At 69.9% G+C, this 23,004-nt stretch carries 18 protein-coding genes; 7 read left to right on the top strand and 11 right to left on the bottom strand.

Annotation, left to right across the window (positions count from 1 at the left end):
- Positions 1-85 precede the first annotated feature (85 nt).
- On the top strand, positions 86-3,640 hold the full coding sequence (locus BT364_RS10420) for an indolepyruvate ferredoxin oxidoreductase family protein (protein ID WP_072484835.1): 3,555 nt from the start codon (positions 86-88) through the stop codon (positions 3,638-3,640).
- A 40-nt stretch (positions 3,641-3,680) separates the two neighbouring features.
- On the opposite strand, the gene BT364_RS10425 is transcribed toward BT364_RS10420, so the two are convergent.
- Complete coding sequence (locus BT364_RS10425; RefSeq protein WP_072484836.1) at positions 3,681-5,333, bottom strand: TlrC/CarA/OleB/SrmB family ABC-F type ribosomal protection protein; 1,653 nt, start codon at positions 5,331-5,333, stop codon at positions 3,681-3,683.
- A 529-nt stretch (positions 5,334-5,862) separates the two neighbouring features.
- On the opposite strand from BT364_RS10425, the gene lysA reads away from it, so the two are divergent.
- Together lysA and BT364_RS10435 are read left to right on the top strand one after the other, a co-directional pair.
- Positions 5,863-7,206 (top strand): diaminopimelate decarboxylase, encoded by a 1,344-nt coding sequence (gene lysA / locus BT364_RS10430; protein ID WP_072484837.1) that lies wholly within the window; start codon positions 5,863-5,865, stop codon positions 7,204-7,206.
- 9 nt (positions 7,207-7,215) lie between these two features.
- Positions 7,216-8,139: a LysR family transcriptional regulator gene (locus BT364_RS10435; protein ID WP_072484838.1), complete on the top strand. Its 924-nt coding sequence runs from the start codon at positions 7,216-7,218 to the stop codon at positions 8,137-8,139.
- Between the two features lie 47 nt (positions 8,140-8,186).
- Here the strand turns inward: BT364_RS10435 and BT364_RS10440 are convergent, their stop codons facing one another.
- The 9 genes from BT364_RS10440 to BT364_RS10480 all read right to left on the bottom strand — a co-directional run bounded on the left by BT364_RS10440 (position 8,187) and on the right by BT364_RS10480 (position 18,068).
- The gene (locus BT364_RS10440; protein ID WP_079179385.1) at positions 8,187-9,032 is read right to left on the bottom strand and encodes a serine hydrolase; all 846 of its coding nucleotides are present in this window, start codon (positions 9,030-9,032) and stop codon (positions 8,187-8,189) included.
- Complete coding sequence (locus BT364_RS10445) at positions 9,029-10,648, bottom strand: N-acyl-D-amino-acid deacylase family protein (RefSeq protein WP_072484839.1); 1,620 nt, start codon at positions 10,646-10,648, stop codon at positions 9,029-9,031. The genes BT364_RS10440 and BT364_RS10445 overlap by 4 nt, the downstream gene beginning before the upstream one ends.
- Positions 10,648-11,421 (bottom strand): amino acid ABC transporter ATP-binding protein, encoded by a 774-nt coding sequence (locus BT364_RS10450; RefSeq protein ID WP_072484840.1) that lies wholly within the window; start codon positions 11,419-11,421, stop codon positions 10,648-10,650. Before BT364_RS10450 ends, BT364_RS10445 begins: the two co-directional genes overlap by 1 nt.
- Complete coding sequence (locus BT364_RS10455) at positions 11,418-12,392, bottom strand: amino acid ABC transporter permease (RefSeq protein ID WP_079179386.1); 975 nt, start codon at positions 12,390-12,392, stop codon at positions 11,418-11,420. Before BT364_RS10455 ends, BT364_RS10450 begins: the two co-directional genes overlap by 4 nt.
- 8 nt (positions 12,393-12,400) lie before the next feature.
- Positions 12,401-13,231, bottom strand: a complete 831-nt coding sequence (locus BT364_RS10460; protein WP_079179387.1) for an ABC transporter substrate-binding protein — start codon at positions 13,229-13,231, stop codon at positions 12,401-12,403.
- A 504-nt stretch (positions 13,232-13,735) separates the two neighbouring features.
- Positions 13,736-14,296 (bottom strand): hypothetical protein, encoded by a 561-nt coding sequence (locus tag BT364_RS10465; protein WP_072484931.1) that lies wholly within the window; start codon positions 14,294-14,296, stop codon positions 13,736-13,738.
- A gap of 473 nt (positions 14,297-14,769) precedes the next feature.
- On the bottom strand, positions 14,770-15,750 hold the full coding sequence (locus tag BT364_RS10470; protein ID WP_072484842.1) for a phosphotransferase family protein: 981 nt from the start codon (positions 15,748-15,750) through the stop codon (positions 14,770-14,772).
- 374 nt (positions 15,751-16,124) lie between these two features.
- On the bottom strand, positions 16,125-16,724 hold the full coding sequence (locus tag BT364_RS10475; RefSeq protein WP_072484843.1) for a cysteine hydrolase family protein: 600 nt from the start codon (positions 16,722-16,724) through the stop codon (positions 16,125-16,127).
- Positions 16,725-16,823: 99 nt separating this feature from the next.
- On the bottom strand, positions 16,824-18,068 hold the full coding sequence (locus BT364_RS10480; protein WP_072484844.1) for an MFS transporter: 1,245 nt from the start codon (positions 18,066-18,068) through the stop codon (positions 16,824-16,826).
- A gap of 140 nt (positions 18,069-18,208) precedes the next feature.
- Here BT364_RS10480 and BT364_RS10485 point away from each other — a divergent pair, with 140 nt between their 5' ends.
- Positions 18,209-19,147 carry a LysR family transcriptional regulator gene (locus BT364_RS10485; RefSeq protein ID WP_072484845.1) on the top strand — a complete coding sequence of 313 codons (939 nt, stop codon included), beginning with the start codon at positions 18,209-18,211 and terminating at the stop codon, positions 19,145-19,147.
- A 41-nt stretch (positions 19,148-19,188) separates the two neighbouring features.
- Here BT364_RS10485 and BT364_RS10490 read toward each other — a convergent pair whose 3' ends face one another.
- Entirely contained in the window at positions 19,189-19,923 is a 735-nt protein-coding gene (locus tag BT364_RS10490) for a GbsR/MarR family transcriptional regulator (protein ID WP_072484846.1), read from the bottom strand.
- Between the two features lie 223 nt (positions 19,924-20,146).
- On the opposite strand from BT364_RS10490, the gene BT364_RS10495 reads away from it, so the two are divergent.
- From BT364_RS10495 to BT364_RS10505, 3 genes are all read left to right on the top strand, one after another.
- Positions 20,147-20,815: a DUF4097 family beta strand repeat-containing protein gene (locus BT364_RS10495; RefSeq protein WP_072484847.1), complete on the top strand. Its 669-nt coding sequence runs from the start codon at positions 20,147-20,149 to the stop codon at positions 20,813-20,815.
- Positions 20,816-20,913: 98 nt separating this feature from the next.
- Complete coding sequence (locus BT364_RS10500; protein ID WP_072484848.1) at positions 20,914-22,044, top strand: serine hydrolase domain-containing protein; 1,131 nt, start codon at positions 20,914-20,916, stop codon at positions 22,042-22,044.
- Between the two features lie 224 nt (positions 22,045-22,268).
- Entirely contained in the window at positions 22,269-22,937 is a 669-nt protein-coding gene (locus BT364_RS10505) for an SGNH/GDSL hydrolase family protein (protein ID WP_072484849.1), read from the top strand.
- Positions 22,938-23,004 lie beyond the last annotated feature (67 nt).

Consider the following 23,004-nt stretch of genomic DNA (forward strand, 5'->3'; position numbering starts at 1 on the left):
GGCTGCGTGCCCGGCGCTCTCCCGTCCCTCACTCCCGGCCTCCCGCCCCGACGACCACAGATGCCCCATCCGGAGGAACGCAGTGGTGACCCCCCAGAAAGCAACCGGCTCCCGCCCCACGCTTCAGGATCGATACGTACGCGAAGAAGGCGTCCTTCACCTCACCGGCATCCAGGCCCTCGCCCGCCTGCCGCTCGACATCCGTCGCGCCGACCGTCGCGAGGGCCGAGGCACCGCGGGATTCGTCTCCGGATACGAGGGTTCGCCGCTCGCGGGATACGACATGGAACTCGCGCGGTGCGGCTCCCTTCTCGACGAGTACGACATCGTCTTCCGTCCCGGCGTCAACGAGGAACTCGCGGCGACGGCCGTCCAGGGCACCCAACTCGCCTCGGCGCAGCAGGACAAGCGCGTCGACGGCGTCACGGCCATCTGGTACGGCAAGTCCCCGGGCCTCGACCGTGCCTCGGACGCCATCCGGCACAACAACCTGATGGGCACCCACCCGGACGGCGGCGCACTGGCCCTGGTCGGCGACGATCCCGCCGCCAAGTCTTCGACCGTCCCCGGCGCCTCCGAACTGCTCCTCGCCGATCTGGGCCTGCCCACGCTCTACCCGTCCGACCCGCAGGAAGCCCTCGACTTCGGGCTGCACGGCGTGGCGATGTCCCGGGCATCCGGACTGTGGGTGGCGCTGAAGATCGTGACGGCCGTCGCCGACGGTTCCGGCACCGTCGACGTGGGCGCCGGACGGGTGTCACCGGTCGTTCCGGACCTCGCGGTCGACGGAGTGCCGTACCGCCACACCGTGGGCAGCCGGATGGTGCAGCCGGCGCTCGGCGATCTGGAACGCAGCCGGGACGGCGCCCGCCTGGAGATCGCCCGTCGCTACGCCGCCGCCAACAACCTCAACCGGATCACCAGAACGGGCCCCGACGACCGCATCGGTGTCGTCGCGGCAGGAAAGACCTTCCTCGACCTCCGCCAGGCCCTGCGCATCCTCGGACTCGACGACGCCGAACTGGAGCGTCGCGGTGTGCGACTGCTGCGCCTCGGCATGATCCATCCGCTGGAACCCACGGTCGTCGAACGGTTCGCGAGGAGACTGCGCCACATCGTCGTCGTGGAGGAGAAGCGGCCACTCGTCGAGACCGCCCTCAAGGACCTGCTCTACGGCCGGGCTGACCAGCCGTCCGTCTCCGGCAAGCGCACACCCGACGGCTCGGCCCTGTTTCCCCTCGATGGGGAACTCGACCCCGACACCGTCGCCGCACGGCTCGCGTCCCATCTGAGCGAGCTGGGCGAATTCCCCACCGTACAGAGCTGGTTGGAGAACAACCGGGCAACGACCCGGCGCAATTCGCTGCCCCTTCTTCCCTTGCTCACCCGCACCCCCTACTTCTGTTCCGGCTGCCCCCACAACCTCTCGACCAAGGCACCCGAGGGCGCCGCAGTCGGAGCCGGTATCGGCTGCCACGCCATGGTCACGCTCATGGACCCCGCCCAGGCCGGGGACGTGATCGGCATGACCCAGATGGGAGGCGAGGGCGCCCAGTGGATCGGCATGCAGCCGTTCCTCGAACGCGACCACCTGATCCAGAACCTCGGCGACGGCACCTTCCACCACTCCGGCAGCCTCGCCATCCGCGCTGCGGTCTCGGCCGGGGTGAACGTCACCTACAAGCTGCTCTACAACTCGGCGGTGGCGATGACCGGCGGCCAGCAACCCGTCGGCGTCATGCCCGTGCCCGCGATAGCCCAGGGCCTCCTGGCGGAGGGCGTGAAGCGCATCATCGTCACGACCGAGGACGTCAAGCGCTACCGGAAGATCACGCTCCCGAAGGGCGTCGTCGTCTGGCACCGCGACCGGCTGACCGAGGCCCAGGAGGTGCTCGCCCGTACCCCCGGCGTGACCCTGCTCGTCCACGACCAGGAATGCGCGACCGAACTCCGACGCAAGCGCAAGCGCGGCCTCGCGCCCGAACCCACCGAGCGCGTGGTGATCAACGAGCGGGTGTGCGAAGGGTGCGGCGACTGCGGGCAGCAGTCCAACTGCCTCTCCGTGCAGCCCGTCGACACCGAGTTCGGCCGCAAGACCCGGATCGACCAGTCCTCCTGCAACAAGGACTACGCCTGCCTGGCGGGGGATTGCCCCTCGTTCCTCACCGTCGTCCCCGGCGGCGGAAAGCCCGCCTTCACCCCCGTTCCGATGCCGGACGACGCTGCTCTGCCCGAACCCGAGCCTGTCGTGCCGGCATCCCACACCACCCGTATCACCGGTGTCGGGGGCTCTGGCGTGGTCACCCTCGCCCAGATCCTCAGTACCGCGGCCTCACTCGTGGGCCTGCACGTCCGGGCCCTCGACCAGACGGGCCTGGCTCAGAAGGGCGGCGCGGTGGTCTCCGACATCAAGATCACCAAGGAGACGACGGACCAGGCCGGTAAAGCTGCCCTGGACGAGTGCGATCTCTACCTCGGCTGTGACCTGCTCGTCGCCGCCGATCCCGGACAACTGACGACGGCCGCCCCGGCGCGAACAGCGGCGGTCGTCTCCACGGCAGAGGTCCCGACCGGACAGATGGTGATCGACCCGGAGGTGTCGTTCCCGCCCGCCGAACCTCTCAAGGAACGGATCCGGGCATCGTCCAGGAACGCGGTCTTCCTCGACGCGCGCCGGCTCGCCAACGACCTGCTGGGTGAGGACCAGTTCGCCAATCTCCTGCTCACGGGCGCGGCCTACCAGACCGGCGGGTTGCCGCTGCCGGCCCATGCCATCGAGGAGGCGATCACCCTCAACGGCGTGAAGGTCGAGGCCAACGTCAAGGCGTTCCGTCTCGGCCGCCAGGCCGTCGCCGACCCCGAGGCATTCGCCGGCCTCCTGGAGGGGCGGGCCGCCGCACCGAAGCCGGCGCGCGGCCTGTCCGCCGCTGCCCGGAGCACCCTCGAACTGGTCGGAGCATCCCCCGGGTCGGAGCTCGCCCGGCTCCTGGCGATCCGGGTACCGGACCTCATCGCGTACCAGAACGCCGCCTACGCGACGAGGTACGCACGCTTCGTCGAACGGGTACGTCGAGCAGAGGGCGAGCGCGTCCCCGGCTCGACCGCACTCACCGAGGCCGTTGCCAGGCACCTGCACAAGCTGATGGCGTACAAGGACGAGTACGAGGTGGCCCGGCTCTCCCTCGACCCCGAAGCCGAGCGGGAGGTCAAGGCCCGCTTCGGGGACGGCGCGCGGATCTCCTACCGTCTCCATCCGCCCGTACTGCGGGCACTCGGAATGACTCGCAAGATCGAACTCGGCCCCTGGTTCAAACCCGCCTTCCACGCACTCGCCGCGATGCGCAGGCTCCGTGGCACCCGCCTGGACCCCTTCGGAGCGGCACGCGTGCGGCGTACGGAACGGGCCCTGGTCTCCGAGTACGAGGCCACGATCACCGAGGTCTGCCGGAATCTCGACGAGGACTGCCACGGCCTGGCCGTCGAGATCGCCTCACTGCCCGACACCGTGCGCGGATACGAGGAGATCAAGATGGCATCAGTGGCGCGGTACAGGACCCGGTCCGCGGAACTCGTCGGCCGGCTGTTCTCGGGACGCGAACGTACGGATGCCGAAACGGCGGCGTCCCGAGAGGTGTTGTGAAGGCGGCACACTCCGACCGGCATGAACGCGCGGGGACGGCTCAGGGCGCCCTGAAATCGGTGATGCGCCCATGGGCCATGGTGAGCCGGGCACCGGTGAACCGGGACCGCATCCGGCGGTCGTGGGTGACGACCACCACGGCGCCCCGATAGTCCGACAGTGCCTGCTCCAGTTCCTCGACCAACACCGGGGTGAGGTGGTTGGTGGGCTCGTCCAGCAACAGCAGGTCCATCGGGTCGCTCACCAGCCGGGCGATCTCGATCCGGCGTCGCTGTCCGTACGACAGGTCCTTCACCCGTCGGCGTAGGTCGGACGGGCCGAACAGGCCCAGGGAGAGCAGCTTCTCGGCGTGGTCCTCCACGTAGCCGTCCCGGCCGCGGGCGAAGGCCCGCAGCACGGTCAGCCCGGGCGGCCAGGGCAGCTCCTCCTGCCGCAGGTGTCCGACCCGGCAGCCGACGCGCACCGAGCCGCTGTCCGGCGCCAGCTCCCCGGCGAGCACCCGCAGCAAGGTGGACTTGCCCGCACCATTGGGGCCGGTGACCAGCAGCCGCTCGCCCGGCCGGATCATCAAGGAGGTGGCGGCGAGCCGGTCCGCGACTCGCACGTCGGTGAGCTCGGCCGCCGCCTCCTGCACCCCCGGGCCCGCGGTGCCGATGCGGGCGGCGAAGGACAGCGGGTCCGCTGGGGCAAGGACCGGGTTCTCGGTCAGCTGCGCCACGCGTTGCTTGGCGTTGCGGATCCGCACCATCGCGCCGTGGTCGCGCCCGCGTCTGCGGTACGCACCGTGACCGAACACGGACAGGGACATCTTGCGCGGGATGTTGTCCATCCGCGCCACGTTGGAGGTGATCAGCCCCTGGTTCCGGTCGAGTTCGGCGCGCCAATCCTCGTACTCCCGCAGCCGCCGCTCGCGTTCCACGGCCTTGGCCGTCAGATAGCCCTCGTAGCCGTCGCCGTAGCGGGTGACGCGGCCGGAGGCCACCTCCAGGACCGTGGTGGTGAGCCGGTCGAGGAATACCCGGTCGTGGGTGACCGCGATCACGGTGCCGCGATGGCCCCGCAGGTGGTCCTCCAGCCATTCCACCGCCCGGTCGTCGAGGTCATTGGTCGGCTCGTCGAGCAGCAGCAGCTCCGGTGCCGAGGCCAGGGTCGCCGCGAGTGCGAGGCGGGAGCGCTCGCCCCCGGAGAGGGTCCCGAGCTTCCGGTCGCGGTCCAGGCCCGGCAGTCCGAGGCCGTGGAGTGCGACCTCCACCCGTACGTCGGCCTCGTAGCCGCCACGGGCCTGGTACTGCTCGACGAGGGCGGCGTAGCGCCGGAGGACCGCGGACAGCTCGGGTTCGGGTCCGTCCGCGTCGTGCTCGGCCAGCTCCGCCTCGGCCAGGTGTATCGCCGCTTCGAGCTCGCGCAGGTCGGACAGAGCCAGGTCGACGGCGTCCTGGACGGTGGCGTCGAGCGGTAGTTCCAGCGTTTGCGCCAGGTAGCCGATGCCGCCGGGGGCGACCACGGTGAGCATGCCGTTGTCGGGCTGCTCGCGCCCGGCGAGGACCTTGAGCAGTGTGGACTTGCCGGACCCGTTGTCGCCGATCACACCGACCTTCTCGCCCGGCTTGATGCTGAAGCCGACCCGGTCGAGCACGACGCAGTCGTGGTAGCGCTTGGTGATGTCATGCAGTGCGTATTGCGCAATCGACACGCGTGTGTCTCCTGTTTCACGATGAGGATGAGTGAATGCGTGAGCGCGCTCGGCGGATGGGCCGCAAATGCGACACGGACGCCGCTGCAGCGGACGGAACCGGTGCAGTGGTGTGTCAACAGCGCGCTGCAGGATGCGGCAACGGAGTCCAGCTCAACGCCGCGCATCCTCATCTGTCACAGAGATCCCATGCGATGAACCGTAGACGGGCGGCCGGTGGCCCGGCAAGGGGATATGAGCCCCACCGGCCCGACGTGATGCGGTCGGAACGGCGCCTCGACATCGGGCACACCTTCCGCGCGTTCAAACGGACTCCCGGCCGGCCCTGCCCGAAGATCCGCCCCCACAAGCGGCGGGAAGCCGGACCGCCGGACCGGCTCGTTCCCGCTCGCAGTGCCGGCCTTCGGCCAGAGCGATCCGTACCGCGCGAGCATCGAAAGTCATGAGGCTCAGCCATAGAAGAATGCGCTTTTATGACCCCCTGCTCAGGCCGCAGGATGGCTGCGAGCCGGCTTCCGGGGAGGAACGCATGACGTCAGCCATCGAAACGGGCCTGCTGCCCGGCACATCCGAAATCCGTCCGGAAGGGCTGGCCGTCGGTGGCGTCCTGCTCACCGAACTGGCGCGACGTTTCGGAACACCGCTCTTCGTGTACGACGAGGAGCATCTGCGCCGGCGCTGCCAGGAGGCCGTCGCAGCTTTCGGCCGGGACAACGTCGCCTACGCCTCCAAAGCGTTCCTGTGCACGGCCATGGCCCGGCTGGCCCATGAAGAGGGGCTGTTGCTCGATGTCGCCTCCGGGGGCGAGCTGCGGGTCGCGCTGCACGCCGGGGTGCCGGCAGGGCGGATCGTCCTGCACGGCAACAACAAGGACGCGGCGGAACTGCGCACGGCCATGTCCGCCCAGGTGCGGCACGTGGTGGTCGACAGCTTCGACGAGATGGACCGCATCGAGCGCCTGCACGCCGAGGAACACCTGCCGCCCGCCCGAGTCCAGCTGCGGGTGGCGCCAGGAGTGGCCGCCGGTGCGCACGAGGCGATCCGGACCGGTGGCAACGACTCGAAGTTCGGCTTCGGCCTCGTCGGCGGAACCGCCGCGGCCGCCGTGCGCCGGGCCGCCGGATCTTCGGCGATGATCCTGGAGGGCGTCCACGCCCATGTGGGCTCGCAGGTGCTGGACACGGCAGAGCTCGCGGCCGGCGCCGCGGCCGTCGCCCGGTTCGCGGTCGACACACGGATGCACCGGCTCACGGTCGGCGGCGGCCTCGGCGTCGCGTACGAGGCGGGACAGACCGCGCCGTCGTTCGCCGAGTGGGCGGCCCGGGTGCGGACCGCGGTGCGCGACGCGGGCTGGGGCTCCTCGGTGACCGTGGAACCCGGCCGGTCCATCGCCGCCCGCGCCGGGCTGACCCTCTACCGGGTGGGCACGATCAAGCGGATCGAGGGCGTGCGGACGTACATCGGCGTGGACGGCGGGATGAGCGACAACCTGCGCCCCGCCCTGTACGGCAGCCGCTACGAGGTGTTCCTGCCGCGCAGCCCGCGCGCCCCCCGGCCCATGCGGGCACGGCTGGTCGGCAAGCACTGCGAGAGCGGCGACGTGATCGTCGACGAGGCCGCCCTGCCCGCCGACGTCGCGGTGGACGATCTCCTGGCCACGCCGGTCACCGGCGCCTACGGATACGCCATGGCCTCCAACTACAACAAGCTGCCGCGCCCCGCCGTCGTCTTCGTACGCGACGGCCGTGCTCGCACCGTGGTGCGCCGGGAGACCGAGGAGGACCTGCTGCGCCTGGACGTGGACGAGCCCGCCGGGCTCCCGGAGGCGGTACGGTCCGGTGCCGGAGCGGCGCAGTGCGTCGGCACGGCCTAACCTGACCCGATGCTGAACAGTGCCCGATTGCTCGTCCTGCTGGAGATATCCCGTACCGGCACCATCGTGGCCGCGGCCCAGGCGCTGCATCTGAGCCCCTCCGCGATCTCGCACCAACTCGCCCGACTGGAGCAGGAGCTCGGCGTGGCGTTGGTGGAACGTCAGCCGCAGAGCCTGCGGCTGACCGCGGCCGGGGTGCGACTGGCCGAGCACGCGCAGGCGGTCGCCGATCTGATGGCCGTCGCACAGGACGACCTGCGGGCGCACTCCGGGGGCGAGGCCGGTGTTCTGCGGCTGGGCTTCTTCGCGTCCTCGGGCCTGGAGCTGCTGCCCCGGGCCCTGTCGGGGTTCGCGGCGAGCCGGCCCCAGGTCGAGCTGGAACTGATCCTCGGACAGCCGCACGAGCTGGTGCCCGACCTGGAGGCGGGCCGGCTGGACGCCGCAGTCGTCTTCGAGCATCCGCTGGACCCCTGGTGCCGGCAGGCGACCGTGGACGTGGAGATGTTCTTCGACGAGCCGCAGCTGGTGGTCCTTCCCCTGCGGCACCGCCTCGGGCGGCACGCCACGGTCCGGCTCGCCGCCCTGGAGGGGGAGAGCTGGATCGGTACGCACGGCGGTCACACCGGCGAACCGGTCCTGGAACGCGCGTGCGCGGCCGAGGGTTTCCGGCCCCGGGTCCGCTGCCGCAGCGATCACTACCAGGTCACGATCAATCTCGCTCGCGCGGGCATGGGCATCGCACTCGTCCCGGCCCTCGGACTCGGCGACGCCACCGGCGTGCACGTCTGCCGACTGGACCACCCCCGACTGCACCGGCGCATCGGGGTCGCCACCCGGTCCACCAACCGCAACCCGCTGCTGCGGATCTTCCTCGCGGAACTGAGGTCGGCCGCCGAGGAGATCCGGTCGCTGCTGGAGGTGCAGTGGTCGTGACCGGTCCGCCGGTCACGACCACCGCACCTCGGGGGCCGTGCAGCTTCTCAGGCGGCGGTCGGGCGCCCGGAACAGGCCGCGAGGGTCCGGCCCACGTCCCGAATGGCATGCACCGCGGCCCGCTCGGTGCTCGGGCCCAGCGCCGTGTCCCAGCGCGCCACCACCGCGTACGCCAGCCGGCGCCTGCCGATGATGACACCGGCGTCGGCACGGACCCCGGTGTCGGTGCCGGTCTTGTTGGCCACCAGAAGCCCGTCGCGCAGCGGCTCGGGAAAGCCCGGGGCGTACGGGTCGTGGTCGACCAGTGCGGGCACCAGGCCGTGATCGGTGTTGGAACGCATCCAGCGCAGCAGCCGGGCCGAGGCCGCCGGGCAGCTCATGGTGCCGCGCACCGCGTGTGTCACCAGCCGCGCCAGGTCGTGTGCGGTGCCGGTGGCGAAGACGGGCGGCACATCCGGGCCACGGACGTCGCGGACCTTGTCGTGCAGCGTGAGGTGATCGAGCCCGAGTTCCTGTGCGAGCCGCGCGGTGGACTCGCGCCCCACGAGGCGCAACAGCGCGTTGGTCGCGGTGTTGTCGCTCACCGAGGCGGTCAGCCAGGCCAGGTCCTCGACGGTCCAGCCGCGCCCGCTCAGCCGGCGCAGCAGACCGGTCCCTTCCGCCAGGTCCTCGTCCAGCACCTCCACGACACGGTCGGCGGGCAGCTCCCCGGTGTCCAGCCGACGCGCGACCTCGGCGAGCAGCAGCAGCTTCGAGGCGGACGCCACCGGCAGCACGGTGCGCTCGTCCACCCCCACCGTGCCGCCGCCGTCGATGTCGACGGCGGCGACGGCCAGGGTGAGCGGCAGCGCGGCCGAACGCCGTGCCGCCGCGGCCACTTGGGCCAGACTCATCGGATTCTCACCACTTCTCCCGCCCGCGCCGAGGTCGGGCGGCCACCTCTTGCCGCGACCCGCCCCGACACCACGACGATATCGATGCCTTCGGGTGCCAGCAGCGGGCGGTCGAAGCCGGCGGTGTCGCGTACCGACGCCGGGTCGAGCACGACCAGATCGGCGAGAGCACCGTCGCGGACCGTGCCGCGGCCGGTGAGGCCGAACCGCCCGGCAGGCAGTCCGGTCATTTTGTGCACCGCGCTCTCCAGCGGCAGCAGTTGCTCGTCGCGGCTGTAACGGCCGAGCACCCGGGCGAAACTCCCCGCCCAGCGCGGATGCGGCCGACCGGGTTTGGGGACGCCGTCCGAACCGATCATCGACAACGGGCTGGCGATGACCCGGCGGACGTCGTCCTCTCGCATGGAATGGCTGATGATGGTCACTTCGCCCTGCTCGGCCAGCAGGAGATCGCACGCCTGGTCGACGGGATCGACGCCGCGCTCGGCCGCGAGGTCGGCGATGCTGCGCCCCTCGGCCTCGGGATGTGTCTGTGCGGCGGCCACCGAGATGAGGTCCCAGCCGCCGTTTCCCACGGTGTTCTCCCACCCCTCGACGCCCTGAGCGATGTCCGTTCTGATCCGGTCGCGCGTCTCGGGCCGGCGCAGCCGTTCCAGCAGGGCGCCGACGCCGCCCTCACTCGCCCACGGGGGCAGCATGGCATGCAGGACGGTGCTTCCCGCCGTGTACGGATATACGTCGCACAGCACGTCCACACCTTCGGCGCGGGCCCGTTCCAGACGGGGCAGGGTACGCAATGTGGCGCCCCAGGCGTGCCGGCCCGCGGTCTTGTGGTGGGAGATCTGCAAGGGGGCGCCGGAGCGCACCGCGATCTCCAGGGCCTCCTCCAGGGCGGACTCCACCTGCGACATCTCGTCGCGCAAATGGGTGACGTAGGGCTTGCCGTGACGGGCGGCGACCCTGGCCAGCGCGACGATCTCCTCGGTGTCGGCGTAGGTACCGGGAGGGTAGATCAGCCCGGTGGACAGACCGGCCGCCCCCTGGGCCAGCGCCCGGTCGAGCAGTGCGCACATGGTGTCCAGTTCGTCGGGCCGGGGCGGCCGGGCCTCGAAGCCCATCACTCCGGCGCGCAGTGTGCCGTGGCCGACCAGCGAGGCGATATGGGTGTGGCGCAGAGCGGGGTCCTGTCCGGCGGCGAACGCATCGAAGTCCACCGCGGGCCGCACCGGTCCGAGCCCGAACGTCACCCTGAGATGCTCGGCGAGGTCCGGCAGCCGCCGGGGGAGCGAGGGAAACAGGCTGGTCCCGCAGTTGCCGCAGATCTCCGTGGTGACGCCCTGGAGCAGCGGAGCGAGACGGAGGCCGTCGATCGGCTCCGTGGCGCCGCCGCCTCCGTGGGGCGCCGCGAGGGCGTCGGAGTGCGTGTGCACGTCGATGAAGCCGGGGGCGACGACCCGCCCGGTCACGTCCAGGGTCTCGACGGCCGTGGCAGGGGCGCCGGCGGGGAGTACGGCGATCCGCCCGTCCACCACCGCGATGTCCGCCTCCCGTGCGGGTGCGCCGGTTCCGTCCACGAGCGTGCCGCCGCGCAGCAGCAGATCGAGGGGGCGGCCCATCACAGCACCGTCGACAGGAAGGCCCGCGTGCGGTCGTGCCGCGGGTCGGTGAACAACAGATCCGGGCTCCCGGCCTCGACGACGGCACCCCGGTCCATGAACAGGACCCGGTCGGCGACCTCGCGGGCGAAGCCCATCTCGTGGGTGACCACGACCATCGTCATACCGCTGCGGGCCAGGTCGCGCATGACTCCGAGCACCTCGCCGACGAGTTCGGGATCGAGGGCGGAGGTGGGTTCGTCGAAGAGCATGAGGGCGGGCTCCATGGCCAGTGCGCGGGCGATCGCCACGCGCTGCTGCTGCCCGCCGGACAGCTGCTCCGGGTAGTGGTCCGCCCGGTCCGCGAGACCGACGTCGGCCAGCAGCTTGCGGGCCTGCTTCTCGGCCTGCGCACGGGGCCGGCCCTTGACGGCGACCGGACCCTCCATCACGTTCTGCACCGCTGTACGGTGAGGGAACAGGTGGAACCGCTGGAACACCATGCCGATCCGCTCGCGTTGCCGCCGGACGTCCCGGGCGCGCCGCTCGCGCAGCACCCGGCCGGACGGGCCGTGCTGTTCGTAGCCGACCAGTTCGCCGTCCATCCACACCCGCCCCGCGTCGATCCGCTCAAGGTGGTTGAAGCAGCGCAGCAGTGTGGACTTCCCGGACCCGGAGGGGCCGATGACACAGAGCACCTCACCGCTGCGGACATCGAGATCGATGCCCTTCAGCACCTCGGTGTCACCGAACCTTTTACGGACCCCGCGGGCCTTGAGGATCACGTCGTTCATGCCGCTGCTCCCTTCTTGGTACGTCCGGGCAGGAGATTGGCCAGGATCCTGCTCCGCAGCACGGGAGCGGCGCCGGGGCTGTAGCGGCGCTCGACGGCATGCTGGCCGATGGTGGCGATCGTGGTGAGCACGAGGTACCAGAGCGAGGCCACCAGGAGCAGAGCGACCACTTCGAAGTTGGCGAGGTAGAGGTGCTGGGACACGGTCATCAGATCGGCTCCGGCGATGACCGAGACCAGCGAGGTCGTCTTGAGCATGGAGATGAACTGGTTGCCGAACGGCGGAATGATGACCCGCATCGCCTGCGGAAGGATGATCCGGGACAGGATCTGACGGTTCGACATCCCGATGGAGGCGCCTGCTTCGCGCTGGCCGGGATCCACGCTCTGAATGCCGGCCCGCACGATCTCGGCCATGTAGGCGCCCTCGTTGATGGAGAGACCGAGGAGCGCGGCCACGAATCCGGTGATCACCTGGTTGGACTGCCAGCTGATGAGCTTGGGTCCGTCGAACGGGATTCCGATGCTGATCACGGGGAACAGCAGGGCCAGGTTGAACCAGAAGATGAGCTGGACCAGCAGCGGGGTGCCCCGGAAGAACCAGGTGTAGGCACCGGCGGTGAGACGCAGGACCGGACTGTCGGACAGCTGCATCACCGCGACGACGATACCGATGGCGATGCCGAGAACCATCGAGACGAGGGTGAGCTGAATGGTCACCCCGAGGCCTTTGAGGATCACGCCGTCGAACTGGTACTTGGCGACGATGTCCCAGTGAAGATTGGGGTTGACGATGATGGTGTAGGCGAGCCACACCGCGAACAGCGCGGCGGCGAGGACTGCGAGCCAGCGCCCGGGGCGAGGGCGTCCGGTCACCTGGAGGGAGAGGTCGTCCTCCTGCGGCGCTTCGTCGGCGCGGATGACATCCGGCTCCCCTCCGGGGGCCGAGCCGGGTATTTTCTGGTGGTTCATGTCCGCTCTCACTGCCCGTCGTTGACGGTCGCCTCGGTTACGGCGCTGTCGCCGACTCCCCAGGTTTCGAGGATCTTCTTGTAGCTGCCGTTGTCGATGAGTTCCTGCAGGGCCTTGCGGACGGCGTCACGCAGTCCGCCCTGGCTCTTCGCGGACGCGATGCCCCAGGGGGCGGTGCCGTACTGCTCCGGCAGGACTTCGTACGAGCTGCTCTTCTTCGTGAACATCTTGGCGACGGGATAGTCGACGATGGTCGCGACCGCGCGTCCGCTGTCCAGTTGCAGCAGCCCGGTCGGTGCGTCCTCGCTCTGCGAGATCCGCATCTTCTCCTGGCACTTGGCGTTCTGTTCCTCGCCGATGTGGAGGTTGGAGCTGCCCTTGGCGAGGACGACGGTCTTTCCGCAGAGGTCCGCGAGCGACTTGATGCCCTGCGGATTGCCCTGCTTCGTCATGATGACGCCGCCGGTGCGGAAGTAGTCGACGAAGTCGACCGCCTGGCGCCGCTGGGCACTGTCGGTCATGGACGACATGACCAGGTCGAACCGTCCTGACTCCAGGCCGGGGATCAGTCCGTCGAAGGCGGCATTGGTGAGTTCGAGCTTCAGCTTGAGCCGCTCGGCAAGGGCCTTGGCCAGATCGGGGTCGACGCCGGTGAGCCGGGTGGTGCCGGGCTCGTACATCTCCATCGGCGGATAGCCGACCGCGGTGGCCACCCGGAGCACACCCTTCTGCCGGTACTGAGCCGGCAGCATTTCGGCCGCGGTCCGGCCGGAGGCGGCCCGGGAGTCGGTGCCGGACGGGGCGTCGCCCTGACCGGAGCGCCCACAGGCGGTGGCCATGAGGGCAACCACGGCCAAGGCTGCCAGACAGCGCAGAGAACGGGGACGATTCATTGGTTTTCTCCCTCACGGGTGGCGGTGCGCCGATGCTGGCAGTCGCACTCCCGTGAATGGAAGATGATGAAGCTATTCACGCCTGACCATCGAAATCTGTACGGGTCCGAGCCTTGCCGCTGCTGTGCCCGACGGGCCTGGTCCGCGGAGGCTGCGGCGACGGGCAGGAACGGATCGGCGCACCAGCCTCGACGCGGTGCCCCCCGGCAGTACCCACCGGCGCACCGGCCGTCTGCCGGCGGGTTTCACAGCGGCGGTGTCACTGCAAGTGACCGGATGGCTTCCAGGGCGATTGCAGAGCTTGCACTCGGCTTCGCCTTGCCGGTCCCCTCGCCGCCGGCCTGCGACGTCCTCGTCGTGGACGTCGACGCCGTCCGCGCGCAGCTGGTCGACCCCAGCGTCCATGTACCGGCCCACGCGGCGAGCGGAGGTACCGGGCGAGCGGGGCCGCTATCCCGGGAAGGGGGCGACCGCCTGTCCGCCGGCCAGCTCGTTGAGCCGTGCGGCCGCTTCGTCGTCGAGGAAGAAGAGCGTCATGGCCTGGCCGTTGTGCCGGACATGGAAGCGCCGGTCCCCGTGTTCCAGCTCGTCGATGAGATAACCGACCACCATCAGGTCGGCCCAGTCGTCCCTGACTTCGATGGGCCAGTTGACCCGCCGGCCGTCGGCCGTGTACTCGATCCACGCCTCCTCCGAGCCGAGGTCGACGTGGTCCCGCAGGCCGGACAGGGCGTCCGGCAGGCCCGCGATGCGGCACAGTTGCCGGGCGATCGCCACGTACGAACCCCGGCCGCGGACGCACTCGGTGTCGAAGTGCCACGCCCGGTCGCAGAACCACCGCTCCCACGGCTCGTCCTCGACCGCACAGCCCAGCGCGAACAGCACCAGGTCGAATGGCTTGTGCTCGTACGCCTCCCGCGGCCATGAGTACAGCAACTCGTCCACGGCCCGGCCGGCCGCGAGCGCCAGCCCCAGTTCCGCCAACTTGTCCAGCTGGTCTTCAAGACGCATGACCGGGATGGTAACCGCCACTTCGGACACCCCCGGCGCTGTGAGGCGGGCTACGCGTCCGGGGGTGCCGCAGCTCTCAGTCCACGTACATCGGCCGATTCCCGCCGACGCCCCGCAGGCCCGAGCAGTGGCGGCCCTGGCTCGCGCCCGGCAAGACGCCCAGTGGAACCGGCAGCAATTGCCCCATCAGGCCCGTTCCCCACTGCGTGAGTTCTACCCCACCGCCCTGGACGCCATTGCCACCTGGACGAACCCCCTGACCAGGCCCGAGGCGCGTGAGATTCTGCGTGTTGCCCCAAACTCTGGCCAAGGGGGCCAAGCCGACCATCGCGCAACAACGCGCCGAGCCGGGACGCGCTTGCCGCAGCCGAGGCATTGAGTCCGCCCTCAGGGACGGCCCTTCTACCTGGTCCCCGACGCAGCGGCCCGACCACGCCGGTCAGCTGACCGGCACACATACGCAGGTCGCATCTTCAACCCGCCGGGACCAGTGCCAGGGCCTGGTTCAGGTGATGCTCGGCGACCCCCCGCATGAACTTCCGGTCGGGGAAGTCCCCGTCGAGCAGGCGCAGCGGGCCGGCTGTCAGCGACAGATGCTGGGTGAGTTTGTAGAGCGCGAGGCGATCCTCGTCGAGGCCGTCCACCGCCAGCTGCCGGTACTGGCCGGCGGTATGGCGGAGGCGTAGGAACACGTGCTCCCACTCGACGTCGAAGTACAGCAGGTTCTCGATGTCGATCACGACGGGATGGCCGTCTCGGTCGACCATGACGTGGTCCAGGCCCAGCTCGCCGTGGACGACGGAGTACTCGGCACGAGGCCGCACCGCCGCGGTCAGCTGACGCAGCCGCTCCTCCAACTGGTCGCGGGCGTCGGCGATCCTGTGGTCGCGCGCGGTCGCCTCGGCGAGGCAGCGCAGCGCGAAGGCGAGCGCTGCCTGCTCGCACGATGCCGACCGGGACGTGCCGCCCGCGTCGATCAGGGCCACCTTGCCGAAGGACGGTGCCCGGTGGCCGCGCATCATCGCCAGGCTCTCGGCGAGGCGCATCATGGTCGGCTCCGCGGCGCGCGGGTCGCGGTTGCGCAGGTCCATCAGGTTCTCGCCGGGCACGTCCTCGACGATCGCGAGGTCGGCCGGATAGTGGGTGTGATCACGGTCGGCCAGGTGGATCTCAAGGACCCGAAGGCCCAGCGCCTCCAGCCGCGCGTGCGCGGCCTCGAACAGGTCGAGCCCGATGCCGGGCGAGAACGGGTCAGCGAGGTCGCCGTCGTGCTCGGTGGCCGGCCAGTAGTTCTCGGAGTCCTCCCACAGATAGGCGATTGCCGTCGTGGCGTCGTCCATCGTGAGCCGGTACACGCCCTTTGTGGTGCCGCCCGCGAGTCGCTCGACCGCCTCCAGCCGGCGCCCACCGCCCAACGCGGCCCGTGCCGCACCCGCCAACTGATCCCGCGTCACTTTCCTGGGTGCCACGCCCACCACCCGCCTTCCGCCTCGATGACTGGTGCACCCTACGCGAGTCGTCGTTCAGCGCCGAACGAATGGGGAGATCCGGAGGGGTCTTCGGACTTCTCCGGCTCGGGGACGGGCTGGGCCGGCTTCGGCGTGAGGGCCTGCAGACAGCCGCGATGGGCGGCGGCGCACCGCTCGGCGGCCTCGCTCAGGTTGGCTGGCTGCCACCTCGCGCCAAATGCGATCAAGGCCCGACTGCTGACCCGGCTGCTCTCTCGGCGGTGAGAGCTCCGGGCTGTTGCCGGGCCGGGACTGAGGTACGGGCGGCCGCCACACCGGGTGGGCGTGGCGGCCGGGGTGGGGTCGGCTCGTGGTTCGAGTCAGCAAGCCCGGAGCAGGGCGTGCAGCGCAGAGGTGTCGATGATGTGGGCCCGTGAGGGGAGAACCCGATGGAGCAGGACGTCGTGGACCTCGGTGTCCGGGTCGGCGACGCCGTCGGACAGGACGTAGAGCTGGTAGTCGCGGTCGGCCGCGTCGATGACGGTGGACAGGACGACACCGCTGGTACTGACGCCGGAGACGACCAGAGTGGTGATGCCGCGCTCGCGCAGCTGCTGGTCGAGGTCGGTGGTGGACATGCCGCCGTAGCGGATCTTGCGCACGACGATGTCGCCGTCCTGGGGAGCCAGGCGCTCGTTGATGGCAGCGGAAGGGTCCTCGTGGTGCATGACACGGTGTTGGGCCAGCGGGGCGAAGGACTTGTTGACGGCCGGTATCGCGTCCCAGTCGGCCTCGGTGAAGCCGAGGCGTACGTAGGCGATGGTGCCGCCCTTTGCACGAACGTCGGCGATGGCCCCTTCCACGCGACCGAGCAGGGCCTCGCAGTCCCCGCCTTCGGGCAGGGCGGCCAGGATCGCGGGCTGGTAGTCCAGGACGAGAAGAGCGGTGTGCTTGGGGTCGAGCGCGGGGGCAGTGCTCACGAGAGTGTTCTCCTTGCTGGTGGTGTGCCCGGTCGACGCGGACGCGCACCGGCTGCGGCCTGCGGGCCCCAGCGGTGAGTTGAGTTGAATTGCGGGGTGTCATGAGTGGCTACGGGACGGTTCCGGCTCGTGCTGCGACGTCTGGCCGTGTCGGGGAAGCAGGAGCGGAGTGGCCAGGATGAGCAGTCCCGCGACCGTGAGAGCGGTGCGCGGGTCGGTGACGTCGGCGAGCAGCCCGCCGAGTGCGGTGAAGACGGCGATGGACGCCTGCTGGCCGATCGACCAGGCCGACAGGGTGCGGGCGACGAGATGCTTGGGCGTGCGTTCGAGCCGGTAGGTGGCGAGCACCGGGGTGTACAGGCTCATGTTGATGATGATCGCCAGCTCGACGGCTATCACAGTGACGAGGCCGACGACGCCGGGACGGACGAAGGCCAGGCCGATCAGCCAGATGGCACGCAGGGTGCCGACGGTCCGGAAGACCCACTGCCGGCCGTAGCGGGCCACGACACGGCGGGCCAGCCGGGAGCCGATGAGTCCGCCGAGGCAGGGGGCGGCGAAGGCGAGGCCGTACTGCCAGGGTGGGAACTCGAGCCGGCGAAGCAGGAGTACGGCCAGCAGCGGCTCGGTGGCCATGATCAGACCGGCGACGAGCATTTGGTTGAGGTAGAGGGCCCGTAGACCGGGATCGCCCATGATGTGTCGCCAGCCGTCAAGCACCGCGCCCGCCCGGACCGGGCTTTTGCCGGTTGGCTGCGGTGCTTCCTCTCGGCCGCGGATCGCGGTGATGCCCAGCGCGGAGAACAGGTAGCTGAGTGCGTCGGCCACCACGGTGGTGACCGGCCCGAACAGGCCGATCGCCGCCCCGCCCAGCGGTGGCCCGACCGCGATGGAGCTCCAGTTCGTGGACTCGAACCGTGCGTTGGCGGCGAGCAGGTCTTCCGGCCGGACGAGGGCCTTGAGGTAGGCGCCGCCGGCCGCGTTGAACGCGATCTTGGCTGCGGCGACCACGACCGAGATCACGAGCAGCTGGACGAAGCCGAGCCAACCGAAGGCATAGGCGACCGGGATCGTCGCCATGACCGCGAACCGGGTCAGGTCCATCGTGATCATGACCGGGCGCTTGCGCCGGAACTCCACCCACGGCGCGAGTGGCACCGCGATCAGCGCGCCCATCGCAGGCCCCACCGCGGACAGCGCGGACACCTCGGCGGGGCCGGCATGCAACACCAGCACCGCGATCAGTGGCAATGCCCCGAACCCCAGTCCGGACCCATACGCGCTCACCGCATATGCCGCCCACAGCCAGCCGAACTGCCGACCCAATCGTGTTCTGTTCACCATGTTCAGTCCGCTCCCCTCGACGTCCCATCCGAACAAATAGGCGTTGACCGATGAGAGCTAAACGGGCAGGACAACAGCAGTTCAAACAACCGCCTCGCCAGCTATTCACAACCATCTGTTGTTAACTAGGGTGGGTTGGCATGGACCTCGAAGCCGTACGCACCTTCGTCGCCGTCGCAGAGGCGGGCCAGTTCCAGAAAGCCGCCGACGACCTGTCGATCACCCAGCAAGCTGTCTCCAAGCGCATCGCCGGGCTGGAGCGCGATCTCGGCGTACGGCTGTTCACCCGCACGCCGCGGCGCGGCTCCGAGCCCACCATCGACGGGCAGGCGTTCCTGCCCCACGCACGCGAGCTGTTGCGCGTCGCCGAGCGCGCGGTCGCGTCCGTGCGCACCGGCCACCGTCCGCTGCGCGTCGACGTGATCAGCTCGCGCGGCGCAGTGTCGGGCCTGATGCGCGGCTTCCATCGCGCGCACCCCGAGACCGACCTCGACGTGGTGATGCTGTTCGAAATCGAGACGGCAGTCACCGCCATCCGCTCCGGTGCGATCGATGCGTCCTTCCGCGCCGTCGTCGCGCCCGGCAGGCCCTTTCCCGAAGACATCGAGTCCGTCCGGGTGCTCGACGAGCCGCTCCAACTCCTCACCGGCCCCGCCCACGCGCTGGCAGGAGCCCGGTCGGTGACCGTCGCACAACTCGTCGGGCACCGGATCTGGATGCCCGGCATCGTCCCCGGTACCGAGTGGGGCGCCTACTACGAGGACCTCGTCGCCGAGTTCGGCCTCACCATCGAGGCGACCGGTCCCAACTTCGGCTCCGACGCACTCCTCGACACCATCGCCGACACTCCGGCCCTGGCCACCTTCATGGGTGAGCACACCCGCCTCATCTGGCCCGCCGGCCACGGCCTGCGCCGCATCCCGGTGACCGACCCGACGCCCGTCTACCCGCACTCGCTCCTGTGGCATCGCGACAACCCCCACCCGGCACTGGCCACCCTCCGCGCACACCTGGCCGCCACAACAGCCGGCCACGATGCCGCCGGGACCTGGGTGCCGCGCTGGGTGATTCCACGCTGAACGCAGCCGCCGCGGCCGCCCGCTCATGATCTGACGGTTGCTCAGGTGTCGCCGTCCGAGGCCCTTTCGGGTTTTGTGTGGAGGATCTCGCGGGCCTGGTCCGCGGCGCGGGCGATGTTCTCGGAGACGAAGTCGACGAAGCGGGCGATGTTCTCCAGGCGGGCGGCGGCCGGGGTGCCGGGGCCCAGGACGCCGACGCCCTGTCGGGCGATCTCGCCGAGGTGGGCGGTGGCGCGGGCGCTGGCGATCGTGGACTGGTACATGACGTCGTCGTCGACAACGTAGCGTTCGCGGCGGCGCTCGTCGCGTTCCCGGCGGATGAGCCCCTGGCTTTCGAGGAATGTGACTGCTTTCGAGACGGACGCCGGGCTGACCTGGAGGCGTCCGGCGAGTTCGGAGGCGGTGAGGCTGCCGGCGTCGGTGGTGTAGAGGCCGGCCAGGACGCGGGCTGTCATCTTGGGCAGGCCCGATTGCATGAAGACGGTGGTGAACGTCTCCTCGTACTCGCGCACGGCTTCGGCATCGCGTCCGTGGGCCTGTGGGGGCGTGTTGGGTTCCCGGGTTGCGGCCTTTCTGCGGCGGTGGGCGCGGTGTTCGGTGGCCCGGTGGGCGAGGTCGGCCCGGTAGGCAGTGGGGCCGCCATTGCGCATGACTTCGCGCGTGATGGTCGAGGTCGGGCGGTCGAGGCGCCTGGCGATCTCCGCGTAGGGGAGGCTGTCGGCCAGTCCCAGCGCGATCTGCTGGCGTTCCTGCTGGGTGAGTCTGCCTCCCGGCATCGCGGTCTCCTTCGTGGTCCGTGGAGTCTCCAGGATAGCGTTCAGTCTCGATTCATTGCAACGTGTGAGATGGGTATCGTTGCGTTAAATTCCTAAAGCATTGCAACGAATTTACGGCCTTGACCTGCGGTGATTCCAGTTGTGCGCAACGAATCGATTGCCGAATCAAGAAATGCAACGTAGCTTTTCCGTCATCAGAAACAACGAGCCGAAGGAAGCTGCGATGCAGAAGTTCGACACCCCCACCCCGGTGACCGCCGTCCTCGACGTCCCCGCCGGCCACATCCGTTTCATCGCCGCAGACCGGGTCGACACCGCAGTCGAGGTCCTCCCTGCGAACGCCTCCAAGAGCCGCGACGTGAAGGCTGCGGAGCAGACCGAGGTCGTGTACGGCGACGGCGTCCTGCGGATCAAGGCTCCGGAGGCGAAGAGCCAGATCCTCGGTCCTTCCGGATCCATCGAGGTGACGGTCCAACTGCCCGCCGGCTCCCGGATCGAGGCGAAGGCGGCCCTCGCCGAGTTCCGGGGCGTCGGACGGCTCGGCGACGTCTTCTTCGAGGGCGCACAGGGCGCGGTCAAGCTCGACGAGACCGCAAGCGCCCGCCTCACCCTCCAGTCCGGGGACGTCTCGGTCGGCCGCCTGGGCGGCCCTGCCGAGATCAGCACCCAGAAGGGCGACCTCCGCGTCACCGAGGCCGTGAGTGGCACGGTCACACTGCGCACCGAGCACGGCGAGATCTCGGTAGGCGCCGCCCGCGGAGTCTCCGCCTCGCTGGACGCGGGCACCTCCTACGGCCGGATCCACAACGAGCTCAAGAACACCGACGGGCCCGCGGGCCTGAACATCCACGCGACCACCGCCTACGGCGACATCACCGCCCGCAGCCTGTAGGAGGGGCACCCCTCGGGCGCGACGATCCCGTCCGTTCGGGCGCGGCGATCCCATCCGGTCAGTTGAACTCCGAAAAAGTTCTGAAGGAGCACACCACCATGTCCATCGCCCATATCGACCAGGACCGCCCGGAGTTGCAGAAGGCCATCGAGGAGATGGTCGAGTCCGGTTTCACCGGGGTGACGATGCGCGTGCACGACGAACGGGGCGAGTGGGTCGGCAGCGCCGGGAAACGGAAGCTGGGCGAGACCGCGAAGCCGCCTATGAACGGGCACGTCCGGATAGGCAGCAACACCAAGACCTTCACCGCGACCCTGGTGCTGCAACTGGTGGCCGAGGGCGCTGTCGGGCTGGACGCCCAAGTGGCCGACTTCCTGCCCGAATTGGGGTTGGACCCGGAGATCACGGTGCGGATGCTGCTGCAGCACACCAGCGGGGTGTTCAACTTCACGGGCGAGTACTACGACGACGGGACGTTTGCGCCGGGTATCGCCGCCACGACCGCGGGCCAGGAGTGGGTGGACAGCCGGTTCAAGACCTACCGACCGGAGGAGCTGGTACGGCTGGCGTTGTCCAAGCCGACGCGGTTCGAGCCGGGGACGGACTGGAGCTACTCCAACACCAACTACGTGCTGGCCAGGCTGCTGATCGAGAGGATCACCGGCCGCCCGCTCGCCGAGGAGATGCAGCGGCTGATTTTGGGGCCGCTCGGGCTGTCGGACACCGTGGTGCCGGACACCGACCCGGAGATTCCCGAGCCGCACACCCACGCCTACTACCGGTACGAGGAAGCCGGCCGGCAGAAGACGGTCGACGTCACCCGCCAGAACCCCTCCTGGATCTCCACCGGCGGAGACATGATCTCGACCGTCCAGGACCTCCACACCTTCATCTCCGCACTGATGGGCGGCAAGCTCCTGCCGGCCCCGCTGCTGGCCGAGATGCGCAAGCCGCATCCCAAGGCCGGCTACGGCCTGGGGGTGTTCGTGCAGGACGCGGGCGGGAACGGCGGCACTGTCATCACCCACAACGGCGGCATGGCGGGCCACGCGGCGCTGATGTACAGCACGCCCGACGGCAGCAGGACTCTGACCGCCGCGCTGAACTATGTCGACGACGCCGCTCTGTCCATGGCAGAGGCGTTCCAGAAGGCGACGCAAAGGCTCGTCAAGGAGGTGTTCGGCGGCGGGCAGGACGGTTCGGCCGACGCGGCCGAGCCGGGTCGGTAGACACAACCGAGCGACGTGGATCCGCACGGGCCCTGTCGGCTCGTCCTGGCTGATCGGCGCTTCTACCCGGGGTGATCGGGCGGCGGAGCCGCGGTGTCGGCGGCATATCGGGGGCTGTCGGTCCGGTGTCGGCGGGGTCCGGCACCTTTGGAGAGGTCCTGCCGGGTGCCCATCCGGCTGTGGGTTTCCGCTTTCCTCTTCTCACCCGAGTCCAAGGAGCGCACATGACGATCACTGTCCGACCGGGAAGCACCGTGATGTTCACCGGCGATTCGATCACCGACTGCCAACGGCTGGAGAGCGAGGACGGTCTCGGGTTCGGCTACCCGCTGCGTGTCGCGGGCGCGTGGGGACTCCGGCACCCGGACCGGCCCGTGACCTGGCTGAACACCGGGATCGGCGGCAACAAGGTGACGGACCTGGAAGCCCGCTGGCAGACAGATGTACTCGACGCGCGCCCGGACGTGGTGTCGATCCTCGCCGGGGTCAACGACATGGGCTGGCACACGCTGGACCCGAAGGGGTACGTGATTCCCGCGGAGGAGTTCGAAGCGGGGTATGACCGCCTGCTTGCGCCCCTCGTCGAGGCGGGCACGGAGCTGATCCTCATCGAGCCGTTCCTCCTGCCGATCCGTGGCGTCGTCGAGGCCGGTGCCGGTGTCGTGCTCATCGGAGAGGAAGAGCGAAAGGAATGGCGCACCGACCTGGACCCGAAGATCCAGGTCGTGCGCAGGCTCGCCCGCAAGTACGGCGCGCATCTGCTCGCCGCCGACGGCATGTTCGCCGAGCTCGCCGCGACGGCCGGGCCGGAGTACTGGGCCGCGGACGGCGTACACCCGACGCCGGCCGGTCACGCCGCACTCGCGGCAGCCTGGCTGCGTCTGCTCGCGTGACGGGGCCTCGCGAGCCCCCGCGACTCCGGTGATGCACCGGGGCGGCGCACGTGCTTGCTCAGCCGGT

This window comes from Streptomyces atratus, assembly GCF_900119365.1.
GTDB lineage: Bacteria > Actinomycetota > Actinomycetes > Streptomycetales > Streptomycetaceae > Streptomyces > Streptomyces atratus_B.

Bases quoted from the DNA above. Each gene is read 5' to 3' on its own strand.
- BT364_RS10440 (WP_079179385.1), bottom strand. From the start codon at position 9,032: ATGAGTCTGGCCCAAGTGGCCGCGGCGGCACGGCGTTCGGCCGCGCTG.
- BT364_RS10445 (WP_072484839.1), bottom strand. From the start codon at position 10,648: ATGGGCCGCCCCCTCGATCTGCTGCTGCGCGGCGGCACGCTCGTGGAC.
- BT364_RS10455 (WP_079179386.1), bottom strand. From the start codon at position 12,392: ATGAACCACCAGAAAATACCCGGCTCGGCCCCCGGAGGGGAGCCGGAT.
- BT364_RS10500 (WP_072484848.1), top strand. From the start codon at position 20,914: ATGTCCATCGCCCATATCGACCAGGACCGCCCGGAGTTGCAGAAGGCC.
- BT364_RS10465 (WP_072484931.1), bottom strand. From the start codon at position 14,296: ATGCGTCTTGAAGACCAGCTGGACAAGTTGGCGGAACTGGGGCTGGCG.
- BT364_RS10490 (WP_072484846.1), bottom strand. From the start codon at position 19,923: ATGCCGGGAGGCAGACTCACCCAGCAGGAACGCCAGCAGATCGCGCTG.
- BT364_RS10480 (WP_072484844.1), bottom strand. From the start codon at position 18,068: ATGGTGAACAGAACACGATTGGGTCGGCAGTTCGGCTGGCTGTGGGCG.
- BT364_RS10495 (WP_072484847.1), top strand. From the start codon at position 20,147: ATGCAGAAGTTCGACACCCCCACCCCGGTGACCGCCGTCCTCGACGTC.
- BT364_RS10435 (WP_072484838.1), top strand. From the start codon at position 7,216: ATGCTGAACAGTGCCCGATTGCTCGTCCTGCTGGAGATATCCCGTACC.
- BT364_RS10450 (WP_072484840.1), bottom strand. From the start codon at position 11,421: ATGAACGACGTGATCCTCAAGGCCCGCGGGGTCCGTAAAAGGTTCGGT.
- BT364_RS10485 (WP_072484845.1), top strand. From the start codon at position 18,209: ATGGACCTCGAAGCCGTACGCACCTTCGTCGCCGTCGCAGAGGCGGGC.
- lysA (WP_072484837.1), top strand. From the start codon at position 5,863: ATGACGTCAGCCATCGAAACGGGCCTGCTGCCCGGCACATCCGAAATC.
- BT364_RS10505 (WP_072484849.1), top strand. From the start codon at position 22,269: ATGACGATCACTGTCCGACCGGGAAGCACCGTGATGTTCACCGGCGAT.
- BT364_RS10460 (WP_079179387.1), bottom strand. From the start codon at position 13,231: ATGGCCACCGCCTGTGGGCGCTCCGGTCAGGGCGACGCCCCGTCCGGC.